The sequence below is a fragment of the Arthrobacter sp. UYEF21 genome, from assembly GCF_040546085.1.
In the GTDB taxonomy this organism is placed as follows: Bacteria; Actinomycetota; Actinomycetes; order Actinomycetales; family Micrococcaceae; genus Arthrobacter.
In genome coordinates, this window is sequence record NZ_JBEPNF010000010.1 from 1 (window position 1) to 14,406 (window position 14,406).

15 protein-coding genes and 2 pseudogenes are annotated in these 14,406 nt (G+C 64.9%); 9 read left to right on the forward strand and 8 right to left on the reverse strand.

From position 1 onward, the window contains the following. The first annotated feature begins 106 nt into the window (after positions 1 to 106). Positions 107 to 529: a DUF3151 domain-containing protein gene (locus ABIB27_RS11425; RefSeq protein WP_354253889.1), complete on the forward strand. Its 423-nt coding sequence runs from the start codon at positions 107 to 109 to the stop codon at positions 527 to 529. Between the two features lie 160 nt (positions 530 to 689). Here the strand turns inward: ABIB27_RS11425 and ABIB27_RS11430 are convergent, their stop codons facing one another. Beyond that, complete coding sequence (locus tag ABIB27_RS11430) at positions 690 to 1,325, reverse strand: uracil-DNA glycosylase family protein (protein WP_354217084.1); 636 nt, start codon at positions 1,323 to 1,325, stop codon at positions 690 to 692. A gap of 670 nt (positions 1,326 to 1,995) precedes the next feature. Here ABIB27_RS11430 and ABIB27_RS11435 point away from each other — a divergent pair. The 5 genes and pseudogenes from ABIB27_RS11435 (at position 1,996) to ABIB27_RS11455 (ending at position 5,126) form a co-directional block, all read left to right on the forward strand. After that, a complete protein-coding gene (locus tag ABIB27_RS11435) occupies positions 1,996 to 3,285 on the forward strand; it encodes an adenylosuccinate synthase (RefSeq protein WP_354217085.1) in 1,290 nt (429 codons plus the stop codon). A gap of 267 nt (positions 3,286 to 3,552) precedes the next feature. Further along, complete coding sequence (locus ABIB27_RS11440) at positions 3,553 to 3,909, forward strand: YegP family protein (RefSeq protein WP_354217086.1); 357 nt, start codon at positions 3,553 to 3,555, stop codon at positions 3,907 to 3,909. A 261-nt stretch (positions 3,910 to 4,170) separates the two neighbouring features. Next, a pseudogene (locus ABIB27_RS11445) lies at positions 4,171 to 4,611 on the forward strand (RNA polymerase sigma factor); the annotation flags it as partial. A gap of 15 nt (positions 4,612 to 4,626) precedes the next feature. Next, positions 4,627 to 4,989, forward strand: a complete 363-nt coding sequence (locus ABIB27_RS11450) for a hypothetical protein (protein WP_354253890.1) — start codon at positions 4,627 to 4,629, stop codon at positions 4,987 to 4,989. Further along, entirely contained in the window at positions 4,986 to 5,126 is a 141-nt protein-coding gene (locus tag ABIB27_RS11455) for a hypothetical protein (protein WP_354217089.1), read from the forward strand. Before ABIB27_RS11450 ends, ABIB27_RS11455 begins: the two co-directional genes overlap by 4 nt. Before the next feature lie 25 nt (positions 5,127 to 5,151). Here the strand turns inward: ABIB27_RS11455 and ABIB27_RS11460 are convergent, their stop codons facing one another. The 6 genes and pseudogenes from ABIB27_RS11460 to ABIB27_RS11485 all read right to left on the reverse strand — a co-directional run. Beyond that, a complete protein-coding gene (locus ABIB27_RS11460; protein ID WP_354217090.1) occupies positions 5,152 to 5,646 on the reverse strand; it encodes a CoA-binding protein in 495 nt (164 codons plus the stop codon). Continuing rightward, positions 5,643 to 7,004: an O-acetylhomoserine aminocarboxypropyltransferase/cysteine synthase family protein gene (locus tag ABIB27_RS11465; RefSeq protein ID WP_354217091.1), complete on the reverse strand. Its 1,362-nt coding sequence runs from the start codon at positions 7,002 to 7,004 to the stop codon at positions 5,643 to 5,645. Before ABIB27_RS11465 ends, ABIB27_RS11460 begins: the two co-directional genes overlap by 4 nt. Then, the gene (gene sfnG, locus ABIB27_RS11470) at positions 7,004 to 8,218 is read right to left on the reverse strand and encodes a dimethylsulfone monooxygenase SfnG (protein WP_354217092.1); all 1,215 of its coding nucleotides are present in this window, start codon (positions 8,216 to 8,218) and stop codon (positions 7,004 to 7,006) included. The genes ABIB27_RS11465 and sfnG overlap by 1 nt, the downstream gene beginning before the upstream one ends. Next, the gene (gene acs / locus ABIB27_RS11475) at positions 8,215 to 10,266 is read right to left on the reverse strand and encodes an acetate--CoA ligase (RefSeq protein ID WP_354217093.1); all 2,052 of its coding nucleotides are present in this window, start codon (positions 10,264 to 10,266) and stop codon (positions 8,215 to 8,217) included. The genes sfnG and acs overlap by 4 nt, the downstream gene beginning before the upstream one ends. Continuing rightward, positions 10,242 to 11,057, reverse strand: a complete 816-nt coding sequence (locus ABIB27_RS11480) for an ABC transporter permease (RefSeq protein ID WP_354217094.1) — start codon at positions 11,055 to 11,057, stop codon at positions 10,242 to 10,244. Before ABIB27_RS11480 ends, acs begins: the two co-directional genes overlap by 25 nt. 197 nt (positions 11,058 to 11,254) lie before the next feature. Next, positions 11,255 to 11,530: pseudogene (locus tag ABIB27_RS11485) on the reverse strand (ATP-binding cassette domain-containing protein); the annotation flags it as partial. Between the two features lie 276 nt (positions 11,531 to 11,806). On the opposite strand from ABIB27_RS11485, the gene ABIB27_RS11490 reads away from it, so the two are divergent. After that, the gene (locus tag ABIB27_RS11490) at positions 11,807 to 12,232 is read left to right on the forward strand and encodes a CoA-binding protein (protein WP_354217095.1); all 426 of its coding nucleotides are present in this window, start codon (positions 11,807 to 11,809) and stop codon (positions 12,230 to 12,232) included. Between the two features lie 28 nt (positions 12,233 to 12,260). Here ABIB27_RS11490 and ABIB27_RS11495 read toward each other — a convergent pair whose 3' ends face one another. Continuing rightward, positions 12,261 to 13,289, reverse strand: a complete 1,029-nt coding sequence (locus tag ABIB27_RS11495) for an isopenicillin N synthase family dioxygenase (protein ID WP_354217096.1) — start codon at positions 13,287 to 13,289, stop codon at positions 12,261 to 12,263. 45 nt (positions 13,290 to 13,334) lie between these two features. Between ABIB27_RS11495 and ABIB27_RS11500 the strand changes: the two genes are divergently transcribed. Beyond that, positions 13,335 to 13,754 carry an MmcQ/YjbR family DNA-binding protein gene (locus ABIB27_RS11500; protein ID WP_354253891.1) on the forward strand — a complete coding sequence of 140 codons (420 nt, stop codon included), beginning with the start codon at positions 13,335 to 13,337 and terminating at the stop codon, positions 13,752 to 13,754. A gap of 37 nt (positions 13,755 to 13,791) precedes the next feature. Then, on the forward strand, positions 13,792 to 14,295 hold the full coding sequence (locus ABIB27_RS11505; protein WP_502909194.1) for a DUF1990 domain-containing protein: 504 nt from the start codon (positions 13,792 to 13,794) through the stop codon (positions 14,293 to 14,295). Positions 14,296 to 14,406: the final 111 nt, after the last annotated feature.

Below are 14,406 nucleotides of genomic sequence, written 5' to 3' on the forward strand. Positions count from 1 at the left end.
AGCTGTACGATCCGCGCGTCTGGGGTGCCTCCGCCGAGGCAGGCCTTGCCGCCCGCGTCGTGGAGGCAACCAAGCAGCTCGGCTCCGCCGGCAAGACGTTCTAGTCATGTCCGACGAATTTCGTAAGAACCTGATGGGCCCCGAGCCCACGCTCCTTCCTGCCGAAACGGACGTCTACCATCAGCTGGACGCCGGCGCGGAAGCCCTGGACCTGGTGGAGAAGCACCCCACCTCGTCGTTGTTGTGGGCGGTACTCGCGGAGGAGGCGTGGGCCGAAGGCCGCACCATCGATTCCTACGCCTACTCGCGGGTTGGCTACCACCGCGGCCTGGACTCGCTGCGCCGCAACGGCTGGCGCGGCGTGGGCCCTATCCCGTGGGAGCACGAACCCAACCGCGGCTTCCTGCGGGCACTCTACTCGCTGGGCCGTGCGTCCGCGGCCATCGGCGAAGCCGAGGAACCCGAGCGCATCGAGAAGTTCCTGAACGACTCGGACCCGGCCGCGAAGGCCGCCATCGAGGCCAAGTAGAAACACAACGCGGGGTCACTTTCCGCCCTCTCCGGACCCCGGATTGGGCCGAAAGTGACCCCGCGTTGCTTTGTTAAAGTACGACGGCGGGCGGTTACCTTTCAGAAGAAAGGTAACCGCCCGCCGTCGTGCTTTCCGGTGGGGCCGGGCAGGCTACATATCAGCTGGCGGCCTTCGCCAGACCGGTGCGGGCCATGGCGTCCGCATAGACGACGCGCATTTCCTCGAGGTACTGCTCCTGACGGGCCGGGGTTCCGGCGAACGCCCGGCCGCTGAGGGAACGGACCTTGTAGGTCTTCAGGCCGCGCCGCCAGATCATGGGCACCTCGGTCTTCAGCAGCAGGTTGGCCAGGCGGTTGGCTTCGGTGCCGTGGGCCACGATCACGGAGGCGCGCGGGACCAGGGCGAGGAACTTGAGCAGCGGCTTAAGGCCGGAGGAGATCTGGTCCGGCGTGAACTTGCCGTTGACCTCGCCGGGGGTGTGCCACGGGTGAACGTTCCACGGCATCACGAACTCAGGGCGCAGGCCGAGCTTCCACTGGATTCCGAGCATACGGGTAGCGGCGTCGTCGTCGCCTGCGGTCATAAAGCCGGACGGGTCAGCCTCGCCGATGTTGGAGTAGAGGCTGATGATGCGGCATTCGTCCACGTCGTGCATGGGGTCGACGTAGGGGACTTCGGTGTGGGGCTTGACGCTCTGCAGGGAATCGCACAGTTCGTTGACGCCGGCAACATTGGGTTCGTAGCGGCGGCTCAGGAGCTGTTCACGGAAAGATTCGGGGGCCAGGGCTGTCATATAGTGCAATGTCTCCTGCGGGGCTCGGTGCTGCGCCAATCCGGAAAATGGGCGCACGGGGACGCAACCATTCCGGGATGGTTTGAAATGTGGTGTGGACCGATTCCTAGTCGATCTTTATCAGTCTATCAAGTCCCGCAAAACGAAACGCCGGGCGAGGGGTGCCGCTTTCCGGCTGAAATCGGGGGACAAAGGCCGTCAAAGACGTTGACATAACCTGTATAGCTTGGTTGGCTTCTGTCACAGTCCGCGATCAAAAATGTCGCGGCTGGCCGCACCCCAATTGCACTCGAAAGAGGTACGCGCTGTGAACCAAACCTTGGCAACCTTCAGGACCCTCGCCGTTTCCGGAGCCCTGGTGCTGGCAGCTGTAGCCGCATGATTGATCTGCACCACCAGGGCACCCGGAGCGAACGCGACGGGAAACTGGTTTCCGGGTCCATCCTTTACCCCACCACCCCCAACGAAGGGCCGCAGGCGGCCTCCTAAGTGGACAAAGTCTGTGATCGGCTAAACTTGGGTGGTAAGAGCCCCGGAACTCTTGCGTGGCTGGCCGCCGTCGCGGCCCGGCCGGGCTGTTGCCTTCGGGGCATTCTCATGAACGGTGCTTCACCAGATCTGCCATTTCGGTGGCGGAACTGTGCGGCCCGAACGAATGGGGGAGGATCCCATGCCAGCAATCGTGATCGTAGGAGCCCAGTGGGGCGACGAAGGAAAAGGCAAGGCCACCGATCTTCTCGGGGGGCGCGTTGATTACGTCGTCAAGCCGAACGGCGGCAACAACGCCGGGCACACCGTCGTCGTAGGCGGTGAGAAGTATGAGCTCAAGCTCCTTCCGGCCGGCATCCTGAGCCCCAACGCGATTCCGATCATCGGCAACGGCTGTGTAGTGAACCTCGAAGCCCTGTTCCAGGAAATCGACGGTCTGGAAGCCCGCGGCGCGGACACCTCCAAGCTCCGCGTTTCCGCCAACGCCCACCTGGTTGCGCCCTACCACCAGGTGCTGGACAAGGTCACCGAGCGTTTCCTTGGCAGCCGTGCCATCGGCACCACCGGCCGCGGCATCGGCCCGGCCTATATGGACAAAGTGGCCCGCCTGGGCATCCGAGTCCAGGACGTCTTCGACGAATCCATCCTCCGCCAGAAGGTGGAAGGTTCGCTGCGCCAGAAGAACGAACTCCTGGTCAAGGTCTACAACCGCCGCGACATCGTGGTGGACGAGATCGTCAGCTACTTCCTCTCCTTCGCCGAGCGCCTGCGCCCGCTGGTTATCGACAGCACGCTGGTCCTCAACAACGCCCTCGACGAGGGCAAGGTAGTGCTGATGGAAGGCGGCCAGGCAACGTTCCTGGACGTGGACCACGGCACCTACCCCTTCGTCACATCCTCCAACCCGACGGCGGGCGGCGCGTCCGTTGGTTCCGGCATCGGACCCACCCGGATCTCGCGTTCCATCGGCATTATCAAGGCCTACACCACCCGCGTTGGCGCCGGCCCGTTCCCCACGGAACTGTTCGACGAGATGGGCATGTACCTGCAGAAGACCGGCGGTGAGTTCGGCGTCAACACCGGCCGTCCCCGCCGCTGTGGCTGGTACGACGCAGTCCTGGCCCGCCACGCTTCCCGGGTCAACGGTTTCACGGACTACTTCGTCACCAAGCTGGACGTCCTCACCGGCATCGAACAGATCCCGGTATGCGTCGCCTACGACGTGGACGGTGTCCGGCACGACGAAATGCCGATGACCCAGACCGAGTTCCACCACGCCGTGCCCATCTTCGAATACTTCGACGGCTGGACCGAGGACATCACCGGCGCCCGCACCCTGGAGGACCTCCCGGAGAACGCACGCAACTACGTGCTGGCCCTGGAAAAGCTCTCCGGGACGCGCTTCTCGGCCATCGGCGTCGGCCCTGACCGGGACCAGACCATCGTGGTACGCGACCTCATCAACGACTGACGTTTTAGAACGTGCGACGGCGGCGGGTCACCCTTGGGGGTGGCCCGCCGCCGCTGTATGCGGAGCGGATGGACGCAATTTACATAGGGTTAACCCCGCCGGCCTTGTGAGGCTGCAGGCACGGCCGCCAGACTTTTAACATAAGGTGAACTGATCAACAGATCGTTCGACAAGACCCGCGGGATGATGGCGCAGGGATGCGTCCGGGCCTGCCAGGTGACAATGACGCCACCGGGAGGGACCTCCGCTGACCGGAAGGATTTTGATATGGCTGGGACGTTTGAAGTTTTTCTCGACTCCGATTCGCTGCTCAGATTCAGGCTCAAGGCGCCGGACGGCACCGTGATGGCGGTGTCCGGGGCCTTCGCGGACAAGCCGGCCGTTGCGGCTGGAATTGCCGCCATCCGCGAGTGCGCCGGAACAGGTCTTGTTACCGACCTTTCCGCCGCCGGCCTTCGTGACCAGCGCACCCCGGCGCCGGCCCCGTACGCGGCCGCTCCGGCTGCGGCAGCCGAGCCGGCCTGTGACGAGCAGCGTGTTCCGGTCAGCCGGGTCCGCGCTTTTGCCCACTTCGATACGGTGCGGGGCAGCGTACCGAGGGCGCGGTGGACCGGAGCCGTCTGAGGCGCCCGCCGGAGTCTGGTGTCCTTGCCCTAAGCCCGAACCAGGAGCCAGAGAATTTCAAAAGTTTTTTTGACAAGGCGTAACACCCGGCAGGTCCGGAGCGATTACCCCTATGAAGCGCTGGTCTGGAACTTGTCCCCCATCATGTTCCAGACCGGCCCTTTTGTTCCTTGACGGACCACGTTTCGTTGGCCGCAGCCTGGTTACCCGAGGGCAAAGTTAGCGGGGCAAGCAGAGCCCCCCACCGAAGGCCCTACGTCTGTGACCGATGTGCTGACCGATGACGTTTTGCGTGCGCGTGCCCGCGAACCCGAGCTTTTCAGCATCGTGTACCGATCCTATGCGCCACAGGTTCTGGGCTACCTCACAGCCCGCGGGGTAGAAGATCCGGAGGCTGTTATGCAGGAAGTCTTCCTCGACATCCTGCCGAGGCTGGCGACGGTTACCGGCGGCGTGGCCGGACTGCGAACCTTTGTGTTCTCGGTGGCTCATGCCCGGATGGTGGATGAGCACCGACGGCAGCGCCGCACACCTGTTGAGCTACCGTTCGAACCCGACCTGGACGGGCGCGAGGAGTCCTCGGCCGAGGACCCGGCCATGGAACGGATCTCGCCGCAGGAGGTCCAGAATCTCCTGGGCATCCGCCCGGATGAACAGCGGGAGGTCCTGGCCCTGCGCCTTGTCGCCGCCCTGACGGTTGAGTAGGCCGAGGAAGTGATGGGGAAGAGTGCCGGCGCAGCCACCGGCGACCTGCCGTTTGCGGCCGCCGCAAAATCGGCTCGCCTGACACTGCGGCGCCGGCCGCGCAGGGGACCGCAGATGCGGGAACTGACGGGCCGGGAACTGACGCGCCCGGGAGAGCTGCGCAGGAGAAGGGTCCAGGCCGCAGTCAGGAACAGGACCGGGGTGCTGCAGCGCCGGGCAAGGCAGCGGCCGACGGCGGCTCCTCCCGGAACGCAGCAGGCGGCACCAACGGCGGCAGTGACCCGCAAGGCGAAACTTCCTGGGAAGGCCGCAATCCTGGCAGAGGGTCAGGCAGCGACCGCGCTGACGAGCTCGAAAATGCAGGCAAGCCCGTGAGCGAAGCCTCCGCCGTCCTCGACAACCTGACCTCAGTGGTCCTCGCCCCGGTAACGATGGGCCGGGGCACAACAGAAAAAACCGGAGCCGGCGATGCCGGCCCCGGTTCAATCTGGCTGAAGGAGTTCAACCGCTAATCAGGGGTTCCCGTGGCAGGTCCCGTCAGGACAGGAGCTGCCGGCGGGACGAGATCACGCCGGTATCGAAACCTGCCAGGTGCAGGCCGCCGTGGAACCGTGCGTGTTCGATCTTCACGCACCGGTCCATCACCACGTTCAGCCCTGCTGCCTCTGCGTCGGCGGCCACCGCCTCATGCCAGGAGCCGAGCTGCAGCCACAGGGTTTTGGTGCCGGCCGCGATGGCTTCGTCCAGGACGCCGGGGAGGTCATCGTGCTTGCGGAACACGTCCACGATGTCCGGGCTCTCGGGAAGATCGGCCAGCGAGGCGTAGGTCGGCTCGCCCAGGATTGCCCTTACCACGGGGTTCACGAAGTACACCTTGTACCGCGTGGAAGACTGCAGGTAGGTGGCCACGAAGTAGCTGGCGCGTGAGGGCTTGTCCGAGGCGCCCACGATGGCAATCGACTTGGCTGCTCGCAGCAGGTTCAGGCGCTCCGGTGCGGACGGGCCTTCCCAGGTCCGGGTTTCGATGCTCATGCGCGTGCTCCAATCGTGCAGGCTTCGGTGGTTGAGCTTGTCGAATCCCCGGTGTCGACAAGCTCAACCACCGCTGCTGAGGCCTCAGTAAGTGCCTGGTCCAGGTCCCACAGAATATCGTCGATGTCTTCAAGCCCCACGGAGATGCGGATCAGGTCCTCGGGAACACCGGCGGACTCGAGCTGTTCCGGGCTGAGCTGCTGGTGGGTCGTGGACCCGGGGTGGATGACCAGGGTCCGGGAGTCGCCCACGTTGGCCAGATGCGAGGCCAGTTGCAGGGACTCAATGAACGTCTGGCCGGCGGCACGGCCGCCTTTCACGCCGAAGGAGAATACCGAGCCGGGACCCAGCGGCAGGTACTTCCGTGCCCGTTCGAAGTGCGGATGCGAGGGCAGGCCGGAGAAATTCACGTAGGCCACGCGGTCATCAGCCTCGAGCCATTCGGCCACGGCCTGGGCGTTCTTCAGGTGTTCGTCGAGGCGCTGCGGAAGCGTCTCCACGCCCTGCAGCAGCTGGAACGCCGACATCGGCGACAGCGCGGGGCCGATGTCCCGCAGGTGCTCGCAGCGCAGCTTGGTCAGGAACCCGTACTCGCCGAAGTTCCCCCACCAAGAGACGTTGCCGTAGGAGGCGACGGGTTCGGTCATCATGGGGAACTTGCCGTTGCCCCAGTCGAAGCGCCCGCTTTCCACGATCACGCCGCCCAGGGTGGTGCCGTGCCCGCCGAGGAACTTCGTCGCGGAGTGGATCACGATGTCCGCCCCGTGCTCGATCGGGCGCACGAGGTACGGCGTGCTCAAGGTGGCGTCGACCACCAGGGGGATCCCGGCGTCGCGCGCTACCTTTGCCAGCCCTTCCAGGTCCTGGACCTCCGACGACGGGTTGGCCACCACCTCGACGAAGATTGCCTTAGTGTTTTCCTGGACCGCCGCGGCATAGTCCGCGGGATCGGTGCCGGGAACAAAGGTGGTGTCCACACCGAAGCGGCGCAGGGTGACATCCAGCTGGGTGACGGTGCCGCCGTAGAGCTGGGACGCAGCCACGATGTGGTCGCCGGCCTGCGTCAGTGCGGCGAAGGTGATGAACTCCGCTGCCATGCCCGACGACGTGGCAACAGCGCCGATGCCGCCTTCCAGCGAGGCGATGCGTTCCTCGAACGCGGCCACGGTGGGGTTGCCGATCCGGGAGTAGATGTTGCCGTACTTCTGCAGCGCGAATAGGTTGGCGGCGTCCTGGGTGTCCTTGAATACGAAGGACGTGGTCTGGTAGATGGGCACCGCGCGGGCGCCGTGCTCGGCGTCGGGGGTGCCGCCGGCGTGCAGGGCGCGGGTGCGGAAACCGAATTTGCGGTCAGACATTACGCGTTCACCAGCCCGGTGGTTGAGCTTGCCGGAACCCCGGTCTCGACAGGCTCGACCACCAGAAGCTCGGTGCCGTTCTTGCGCGCCAGGTCGGCTTCGAGTTCGCGGACGATCGGCAGGATGTCCTGGCCGAAGGAGGCCACTTCCTCCTGGAAGTGCAGGTAACCGGTGAGAAACAGGTTGACGCCGATTTTCTTGTATTGAACAATCCGTTCGGCGATCTGCTCCGGGGTGCCGATCAGCTGGGTCTTGAAGCCGTCGTTGTACTGGACCAGGTCCTCGAAACTGGAATCGGCCCACATGCCCTTGCCGTCCTTCGTGGACGCGCCGGCTTCCTGCACGGCGTCGCGGAAGCCCTCGACTGCAGGCTTGTGTGCCTTCGCCACGATTTCGCGGAGGGTGTCGCGGGCTTCCTTCTCGGAATCGCGGGCAATGACAAAGCCGTTGAGTCCGAACCGGGGCGCTGCGAGGGCGCCGTCGGTGCCACGCTTCGTTTCGCCGGCAGCAGCCACCACTCCGGCGATGTTCTCCTTGAAGCCTTCGAGGTCCTTGCCGTTGGAGAAGTACCAGTCAGCAACGCGGCCGGCCGTGGCCTGCGCCGCCGTGGAGTTGCCGCCGAAGAAGATCTCCGGGTGCGCGCGGCCCGGTACATCAACCGGGGCCGGGTTCAGGGTGAAGTCGGTGATGTTGTAGAACTTGCCCGACTGGCTGTACTCCTGCTCGGTCCACAGGCCGCGCAGTACCTTGATGAATTCCTCGGTCCGGACGTAGCGCTCGTCGTGCTCCAGCCACTGCAGGCCGAAGTTTTCGAATTCGGCCTTCAGCCAGCCGGAGACGATGTTGACGGCCGCACGGCCGTTGGAGATGTGGTCCGCCGTGATGATGTATTTTGCCAGCACGCCTGGGTGCCACATGCCGGGGTGCACTGCGGAGATGACCTTCAGCCGCTCGGTCGCCGCCAGCAGGGCAAGGCTGAACGAGGTGGCCTCGTGCTGCTTGTCGGCGCCGTAGGAAGCTGCGTAGCGGGTCTGCGTCAGGGCATACTCGAAGCCGGAGTTCTCGGCGATCCGCGCCAGCTTCTTGTTGTAGTCGAAGTCCCAACCGGTCCGCTGCTCGATGGTGGAGACAACCAGGCCGCCCGAAACGTTCGGCACCCAGTATGCGAACTTCAGCGGTTCGGAAAGACGGGCAACATTGCTGATGTCGTTCATAAATTTTCCTTTGCTAGGGCCCGCTTGCGCAGGACGTCCTGGATTCCGGCGATGGCCGGTTCGTTCTGGAGTGAGGTGGTGTCGCCCAGGGCGGTCCCCTCAAATAGCTGGGTCAGCAGCCGGCGCATGATTTTGCCGCTGCGGGTCTTGGGCACGTCAGGAACCACCACGACGTCGCGCGGCTTGGCGATCGGGCCGATCGCCTTCGCGACGTGGTTGCGGAGCTCCTCGGTCCCCACCAGTCCCCTAACCTCGCAAGCCCGGTCAGGGGACCCTGCTGGCGTGGCCCCAGGTTCGATCATCCGACCGGTTGCCTTTAGGACAACGAATGCGACGATCGCGTGCCCGGTCTTGGGGTCAGCCACCGGACACACGCCGGCCTCCACCACATCCGGGTGGGCCACCAGCGCAGACTCGATCTCGATGGTGGACAGCAGGTGGCCGGAGACGTTGAGGGTGTCGTCCACCCGGCCCAGGATCCAGATGTCGCCGTCGGCGTCGTACTTGGCACCGTCGCCGGCCAGGAACCAGCCCTGTTCGGCGTACTGCCGCCAGTACGAATCGAGGTAGCGCTGGGGGTTGCCCCAGACGGTCCGCGCGATGGACGGACCAAAAGCGTCAACCACAATGAAACCCTGCACACCCGGCGGAACTGTATTGCCGGCGGCGTCCACGATTCGGGCGCTGACCCCGGGCAGCGGACGTGCCGCGCAGCCGGGCTTGAACTCGGTGTCCGTCGGAGTGGGGGAGAGGATGGTTGCACCGGTCTCCGACTGCCACCACGTGTCCACCACGGGCGCGGTGCCGGCGCCCACGTTGTGGCGCAGCCAGCGCCAGGCTTCGGGGTTGACTGCTTCGCCCACGGTGCCGAGCATCCGGATGGAGGAGAGGTTGTAGGTGTCCGGCACGCCGTCCGGGAACCAGCCCATGAGGGACCGGACCAGGGTGGGCGCCGTGTAGTACTGCGTGACACCGTAACGTTCGATGATTTCGAAGTGCCGGCCCGGGTGCGGGGTGTTCGGGGTGCCTTCGAAGATCACCTGGGTAACGCCGTTGGAGAGCGGCCCGTAAATCTCGTAGGTATGCGCAGTGACCCAGGCGAGGTCCGCGGTGCACCAGTGCACGTCCTGGTCCCGGAGCGTAGAATCCGGGTTGCTGAACAGGTGCTCGTAGCTCCAAGACGCCTGCGTGAGGTAGCCGCCGGAGGTGTGGACCAGGCCCTTGGGCTTACCGGTGGTCCCGGACGTGTACATGATGAACAGGGGAGTCTCGGCGTCGAATGCTTCGGGTTCGTGGACGTCAGGGGCGGTCCCGACGGCGTCATGCCACCAGACGTCGCGGCCTTCAGTCATGGGGACGGCATCGAGCTCGTCCGCCGGGGTGGTGCGGTTGACCACCAGGACGTGCTCGATGGCGTTGTCCCCGGCGACCGCCGCGTCAGCGTTGTCCTTGACGGGCACGGCCACGCCACGGCGGAACTGGCCGTCCGTGGTGACCAGCAGCTTGGCCTGGGTGTCCTCGACGCGGAACTTTAACGCCTCGGCCGAGAAACCGCCGAACACCAGGGAGTGGATGGCTCCGATCCGCGCCACGGCGAGGGTGATGATGACGGTTTCAGGGATGACCGGCAGGTAGATGACCACGCGATCGCCCTTGGTGATGCCCAGCCCCAAGAGCGCGTTGGCGGCCTTGGCCACCTCACGCTGGAGTTCGGCGTAGGTAATGGCGCGGCGGTCGCCCGGCTCGCCTTCAAAGTAGAGCGCAACCTTGCCGCCCCGGCCTGCTTCCACATGGCGGTCCACGCAGTTGTAGGTCACGTTCAGGCGGCCACCGGCGAACCATTCAATGCGGGGCACGGAGTACTCGGCGTCCTCGACGGGAACTTCCGGCCCGCTAAGCCTTCGTGCCTTGTCAAAACTGTGGGCGGTGTGCCATGGCTCGGCCCAGTCAAGGCGCCGGGCGGCATCCTCCCAGAACCCAATGCGCTCGGCCTCGGTGCTGGGGTGCGTGGCTTGTACGGTGCTCAGGCCCATCGTTTTACCGCCCATTTCTCTGCCAGGCCCAGGAGGGCGTCGGCCAGTTTTCCAATCACAGCCAGCAGCACGATGGCGAGGAAGAGCCTGTCGGTGCGGCCGTTGTTTTGTGAGTCGATCAGCAGGAAGCCGAGCCCCATGGAGGAGGCGATCAGTTCGGCCGCCACGAGGAACAGCCACGCCTGCGCCAGGGCCAGCCGCAGCCCGGAGAAGACGGCAGGAACCACAGCAGGCAGCTGCACGGTCGTCAGGAGCCGGACGCCCTTGAGGCCGAAGGCGCGGGCAGCTTGGACCAGGTTCCGGTCTACGTGGCGTAGCGCCAGGGAAACGGTGGTGAAGACGGGGAAGAACGCTCCGATGATGATCAGGGTGACCTTGGAGTCTTCGCCGATCTTCAGCCAGAGGATCAGCAGCGGTACCCAGGCCAGCGAGGGGACGGCGCGCAGGGCGCCGATGGCGGGGGCCAGCAGGGCGTCGGCAATCTTCGACAGGCCCACGGTGGCACCGAGGATGAGGCCCAGTGCGGCGCCGATCAGGAACCCGATCTCCACCCGCTGCGTGGAGATGAACAGGCCGGTGGAGGACGCCACCTGCCAGGCAAGCAGCAGGATTGCCGGGATGATCAGGCCAAGGGGCAGACGCGCCCAGTTCCTGGAAAGGACTCCGGCGGGAGACCATCCCGGTGCCGGAGCGGCTGCCGTTACGGCACCCGTCTGGGCGGCGTCTGCCGTTGTTGCGGCAGCGGCTGCAGCGCGCTTGTCCGCAACACTGTTGCCGGTGAGGAAGGGGTTTTCCAGATGGCTCATCAGGAACCCTTGATGGCTGACGGATCAGCCTTCTTCACCAGCGAGTCGTCGAGAAGGGAGCCCACGGCGTCGTCGATCTGCTGCTGCGTTTTGACGTCGCCGGTTTCCACGAAGGTGGGCCCGATCTTCTCCAGTACTTTGCGCTGCGCCTCACTGGGCGCGGCATCTACATCCAGGTCGCTGCGCTCGAGCACCACGTCAAGCAGCAGGACGCCGGGGTTGCGTGCCAAGGCACGTGCCAGGGATGCCCGCTGGGCCATGCCGCCGGACACTTCGCGCGGACGGCGGACGGCGAAGCTGTCCAGTCCCACAAGCTCCAGCAGGCGGGAAACCTTGGCTTTGCCTTCTTTTGCGCTGCAGCCGGTGGGCAGGCCGATGGCGACGTTGGCCGGGTCGCCGGTACGCTCGGAAGTCAGTACTGCAGTCATGGGATCACTCCATCGGTCCTGGCAGTAGCACCCAACGGAGTCCAGCCTCTTACCGGAGTGGTCAGTTCCGGGTAACCAAGGCTTTGTCCTTGCTATCAGCGTGTGCCGTGGGGGCGCCCGCTGACCAGGGTTGCTGCGGCTTCATCGATCCAGGTCTCTCGGCCGCTCGGGATGGTCGCTATCCACTAGACCAAATATGAATCAAACAATCCAAATTGGCAGAATGCTGCGCGTAATGTTCGTTCACATGCTCTTAGTCGCTTGAACCGCGGTCGAAAATTCGGCATTCGGGTCTATGGGAAAGCGGCGTAGGCTTGAGGCATGGCTCACACCAACGATCCTGCAGTCATTGAGCGCCTTATGCGAACCAAGGGGCGGTGGGCCATCGTGGGCCTGACCACCAATGAGTGGCGCGCCGCCTTCCATACGTCCCTCTTTATCCGCGACAGGATGGGGATGGAGATCATTCCGGTGAACCTGCCGGGGGACCCGGTGCACGGCGAAACAGGCTACCGCACGATTGGTGACATTCCGGCAGAAAAGCTGCCCGTCGACGTCGTCGACTGCTTTGTGAATTCGCAGAAAGTCGGCGCGGTGGTTGACCAGGCCATCGCCGTCGGAGCCAAAGCCGTGTGGCTGCAGCTGGGGGTCATTGACGAGGCCGCAGCCGAACGGGCGAAGGTTGCGGGCCTGGCTGTGGTGATGAACGTGTGCCCCGCGCAGCAGGCCTGGAAATACGACCTCTAACAGCCTACTGGCATAAGGGGAGTTCAGGTCAGCGCTGCATCAATTCCGGGTAGTGCCGTTCCGTGACATCCGGGTGCGCGCGCATCCGGCCTTTGAGCATGTTCAGGCCGAATGAGGCGAGCATCGGATTAATAGGGTCATCCGAGAGCCCACGTGCCTGCGCCTTCAGCTCGGGCGGCAGCGGCACGGGGTCGATCACGGCATCCAGGCGCGGGGACCAGAAAAACGGCACGGAATAGCGGTCAACGCCAGGCGGCGGCGCCTGTACCCGGTGGATAGTGGCGGCGAGGTACCCTTCGGTGGCCACCTCCAGCATCTCACCCAGGTTCACCACCAGCGCCCCGGGAATAGGCTCAACGGTTGCCCACTCGGTGGTTCCCGGCGGCAGGACTTCCAGTCCGCCCACTTCGTCCTGGAGTAGGAGGGTGACAAAACCGTAGTCCGCGTGTGAGCCCACGCCCTGGTCTCCTGCCGCTTCCACCACACCGCCAACATAGTGCACCAGCTTGCCCATCCAAGCGGGCTCGTCGCCGAAGGGTTCGTCGAAGTGGTCCTCAGGCAGCCCGAGGGAGACCGCAATGCCTCGCAGCAGTTCCATGCCGACACCGGACATCATCTCTGCCCAGGCCATGGCCGCTGTCTTAAGCTCGGGGAGCGCCTCATCGGGCCACATGTTGTGCCCCTGCAACAGCCAGTACGGCTGATCTGCCGGATAGTCCAGGACGGGTTCGCGCTCCGGTGAGTAGTCAATCTGCTCGCGGGCATCCGCGCGGCCCTGCGTGATCTCGGTGCCCATCCGCGTGTAGCCACGGAAATGCGGCGAGAGCCGGTTGTCCAGCGTCATCCTCTCCTCGAGGGGCAGGTCGAAGAAGCGCTTGATGAGGGCGAGGAGCTCCTCGGCCTGGCCGGGAGCGGCGCCATAGCCCGTGATCTGGAAGAACCCCACGTTGTGGGCAGCGTCCCGGAGTTTGTCAATGAATTCCGGTCTGAAAACGCCGTACGGCTGCCGTGCGGCGCTCAGGTCAAGGACAGGGATGGTGGCCTGGTCAGGTGACATCTTCGCAGACTAGCACCGGAGCGGAGGGCTTTGTAGGCTCGTTCCATGGACGCAGCACATCTCAAGGCAGTCTGCCTGTCATTTCCCGGTGCCTTCGAGGATTTTCCCTTCGGGCCGGAGACGTCCGTGTTCAAGGTCCGGGCCCATGTTTCCGGCGGCGCGAGGCACAAGGCGAAGATGTTCGCGTCCTCCGCACTGGACGCCCGGGACCTGTGCGTGAGCCTGAAGTGTGAGCCCGCACTGGCCGAACAGCTGCGCGCCGCCCACCCCGAAATTGCCGGTGCCTGGCACATGAACAAAACCCACTGGAACGGTGTGCGGCTGGACGGAGCACTGCCGGACGACATGATCCTGGACATGGTGGAGGACTCCTACGACCTGGCGGTGGCCACCCTGAGCCGCAAGCAGCAGGAACAGCTGGGTTGGGCCCGGCTGACCGGATCCCGGGACGGGTCCGTTGGCTGACAGGCGCCTGGTGGGAGGCCGACTCGATTACCCCGGTGTGGGTGCCACGGAGAACGGCCGGCCGCCGGCAGGATTCCCCTGCCTAGTGTCACAGGTCTACCTTGGTGACGGGGTGGCGCTGTACCGGCGGGTGGCGCAGGGAATCCTCACGTGGGAACTGCAGCGGCGGTCCGGGCTGCGCGTCCGGGCCGAGTCCGACGTCGTGATCCCCGGAACGCGAGTGGTGAGCGGCTTTGGTGTCGGTCGGTTCCGGATCAACGCGCCCTGCGAAGTTGTGTGGGTCCGGCGGCCGGTCACGGGCGACGGTCCGCAGTCTGCGGGTTTCGGCTACGGAACACTGCCCGGACATCCGGCGCGGGGTGAGGAAGCGTTTGAGGTGGAGATTGATGACACAGGACGGGTGTTTTTAAAGATCACTGCCTTCAGCAGGCCTGCCAACTGGATCTACCGGGCAGGTGGCCTGGTGACCAGGGCGGCGCAGAGGCACGTCACTACGCGATACGTTGAAGGGGCACGCCAACTCGCCGCAGGTGAAAGCTGATCAGGAGAAGGTACATGCTGGACCAAGTGACCCTTGACCGCCTATGGAATTTTGGGGATCCCGAGCTGTCCGAACAGCGCTTCCGGGAAGCCCTCGCCGAACTCGCCTACA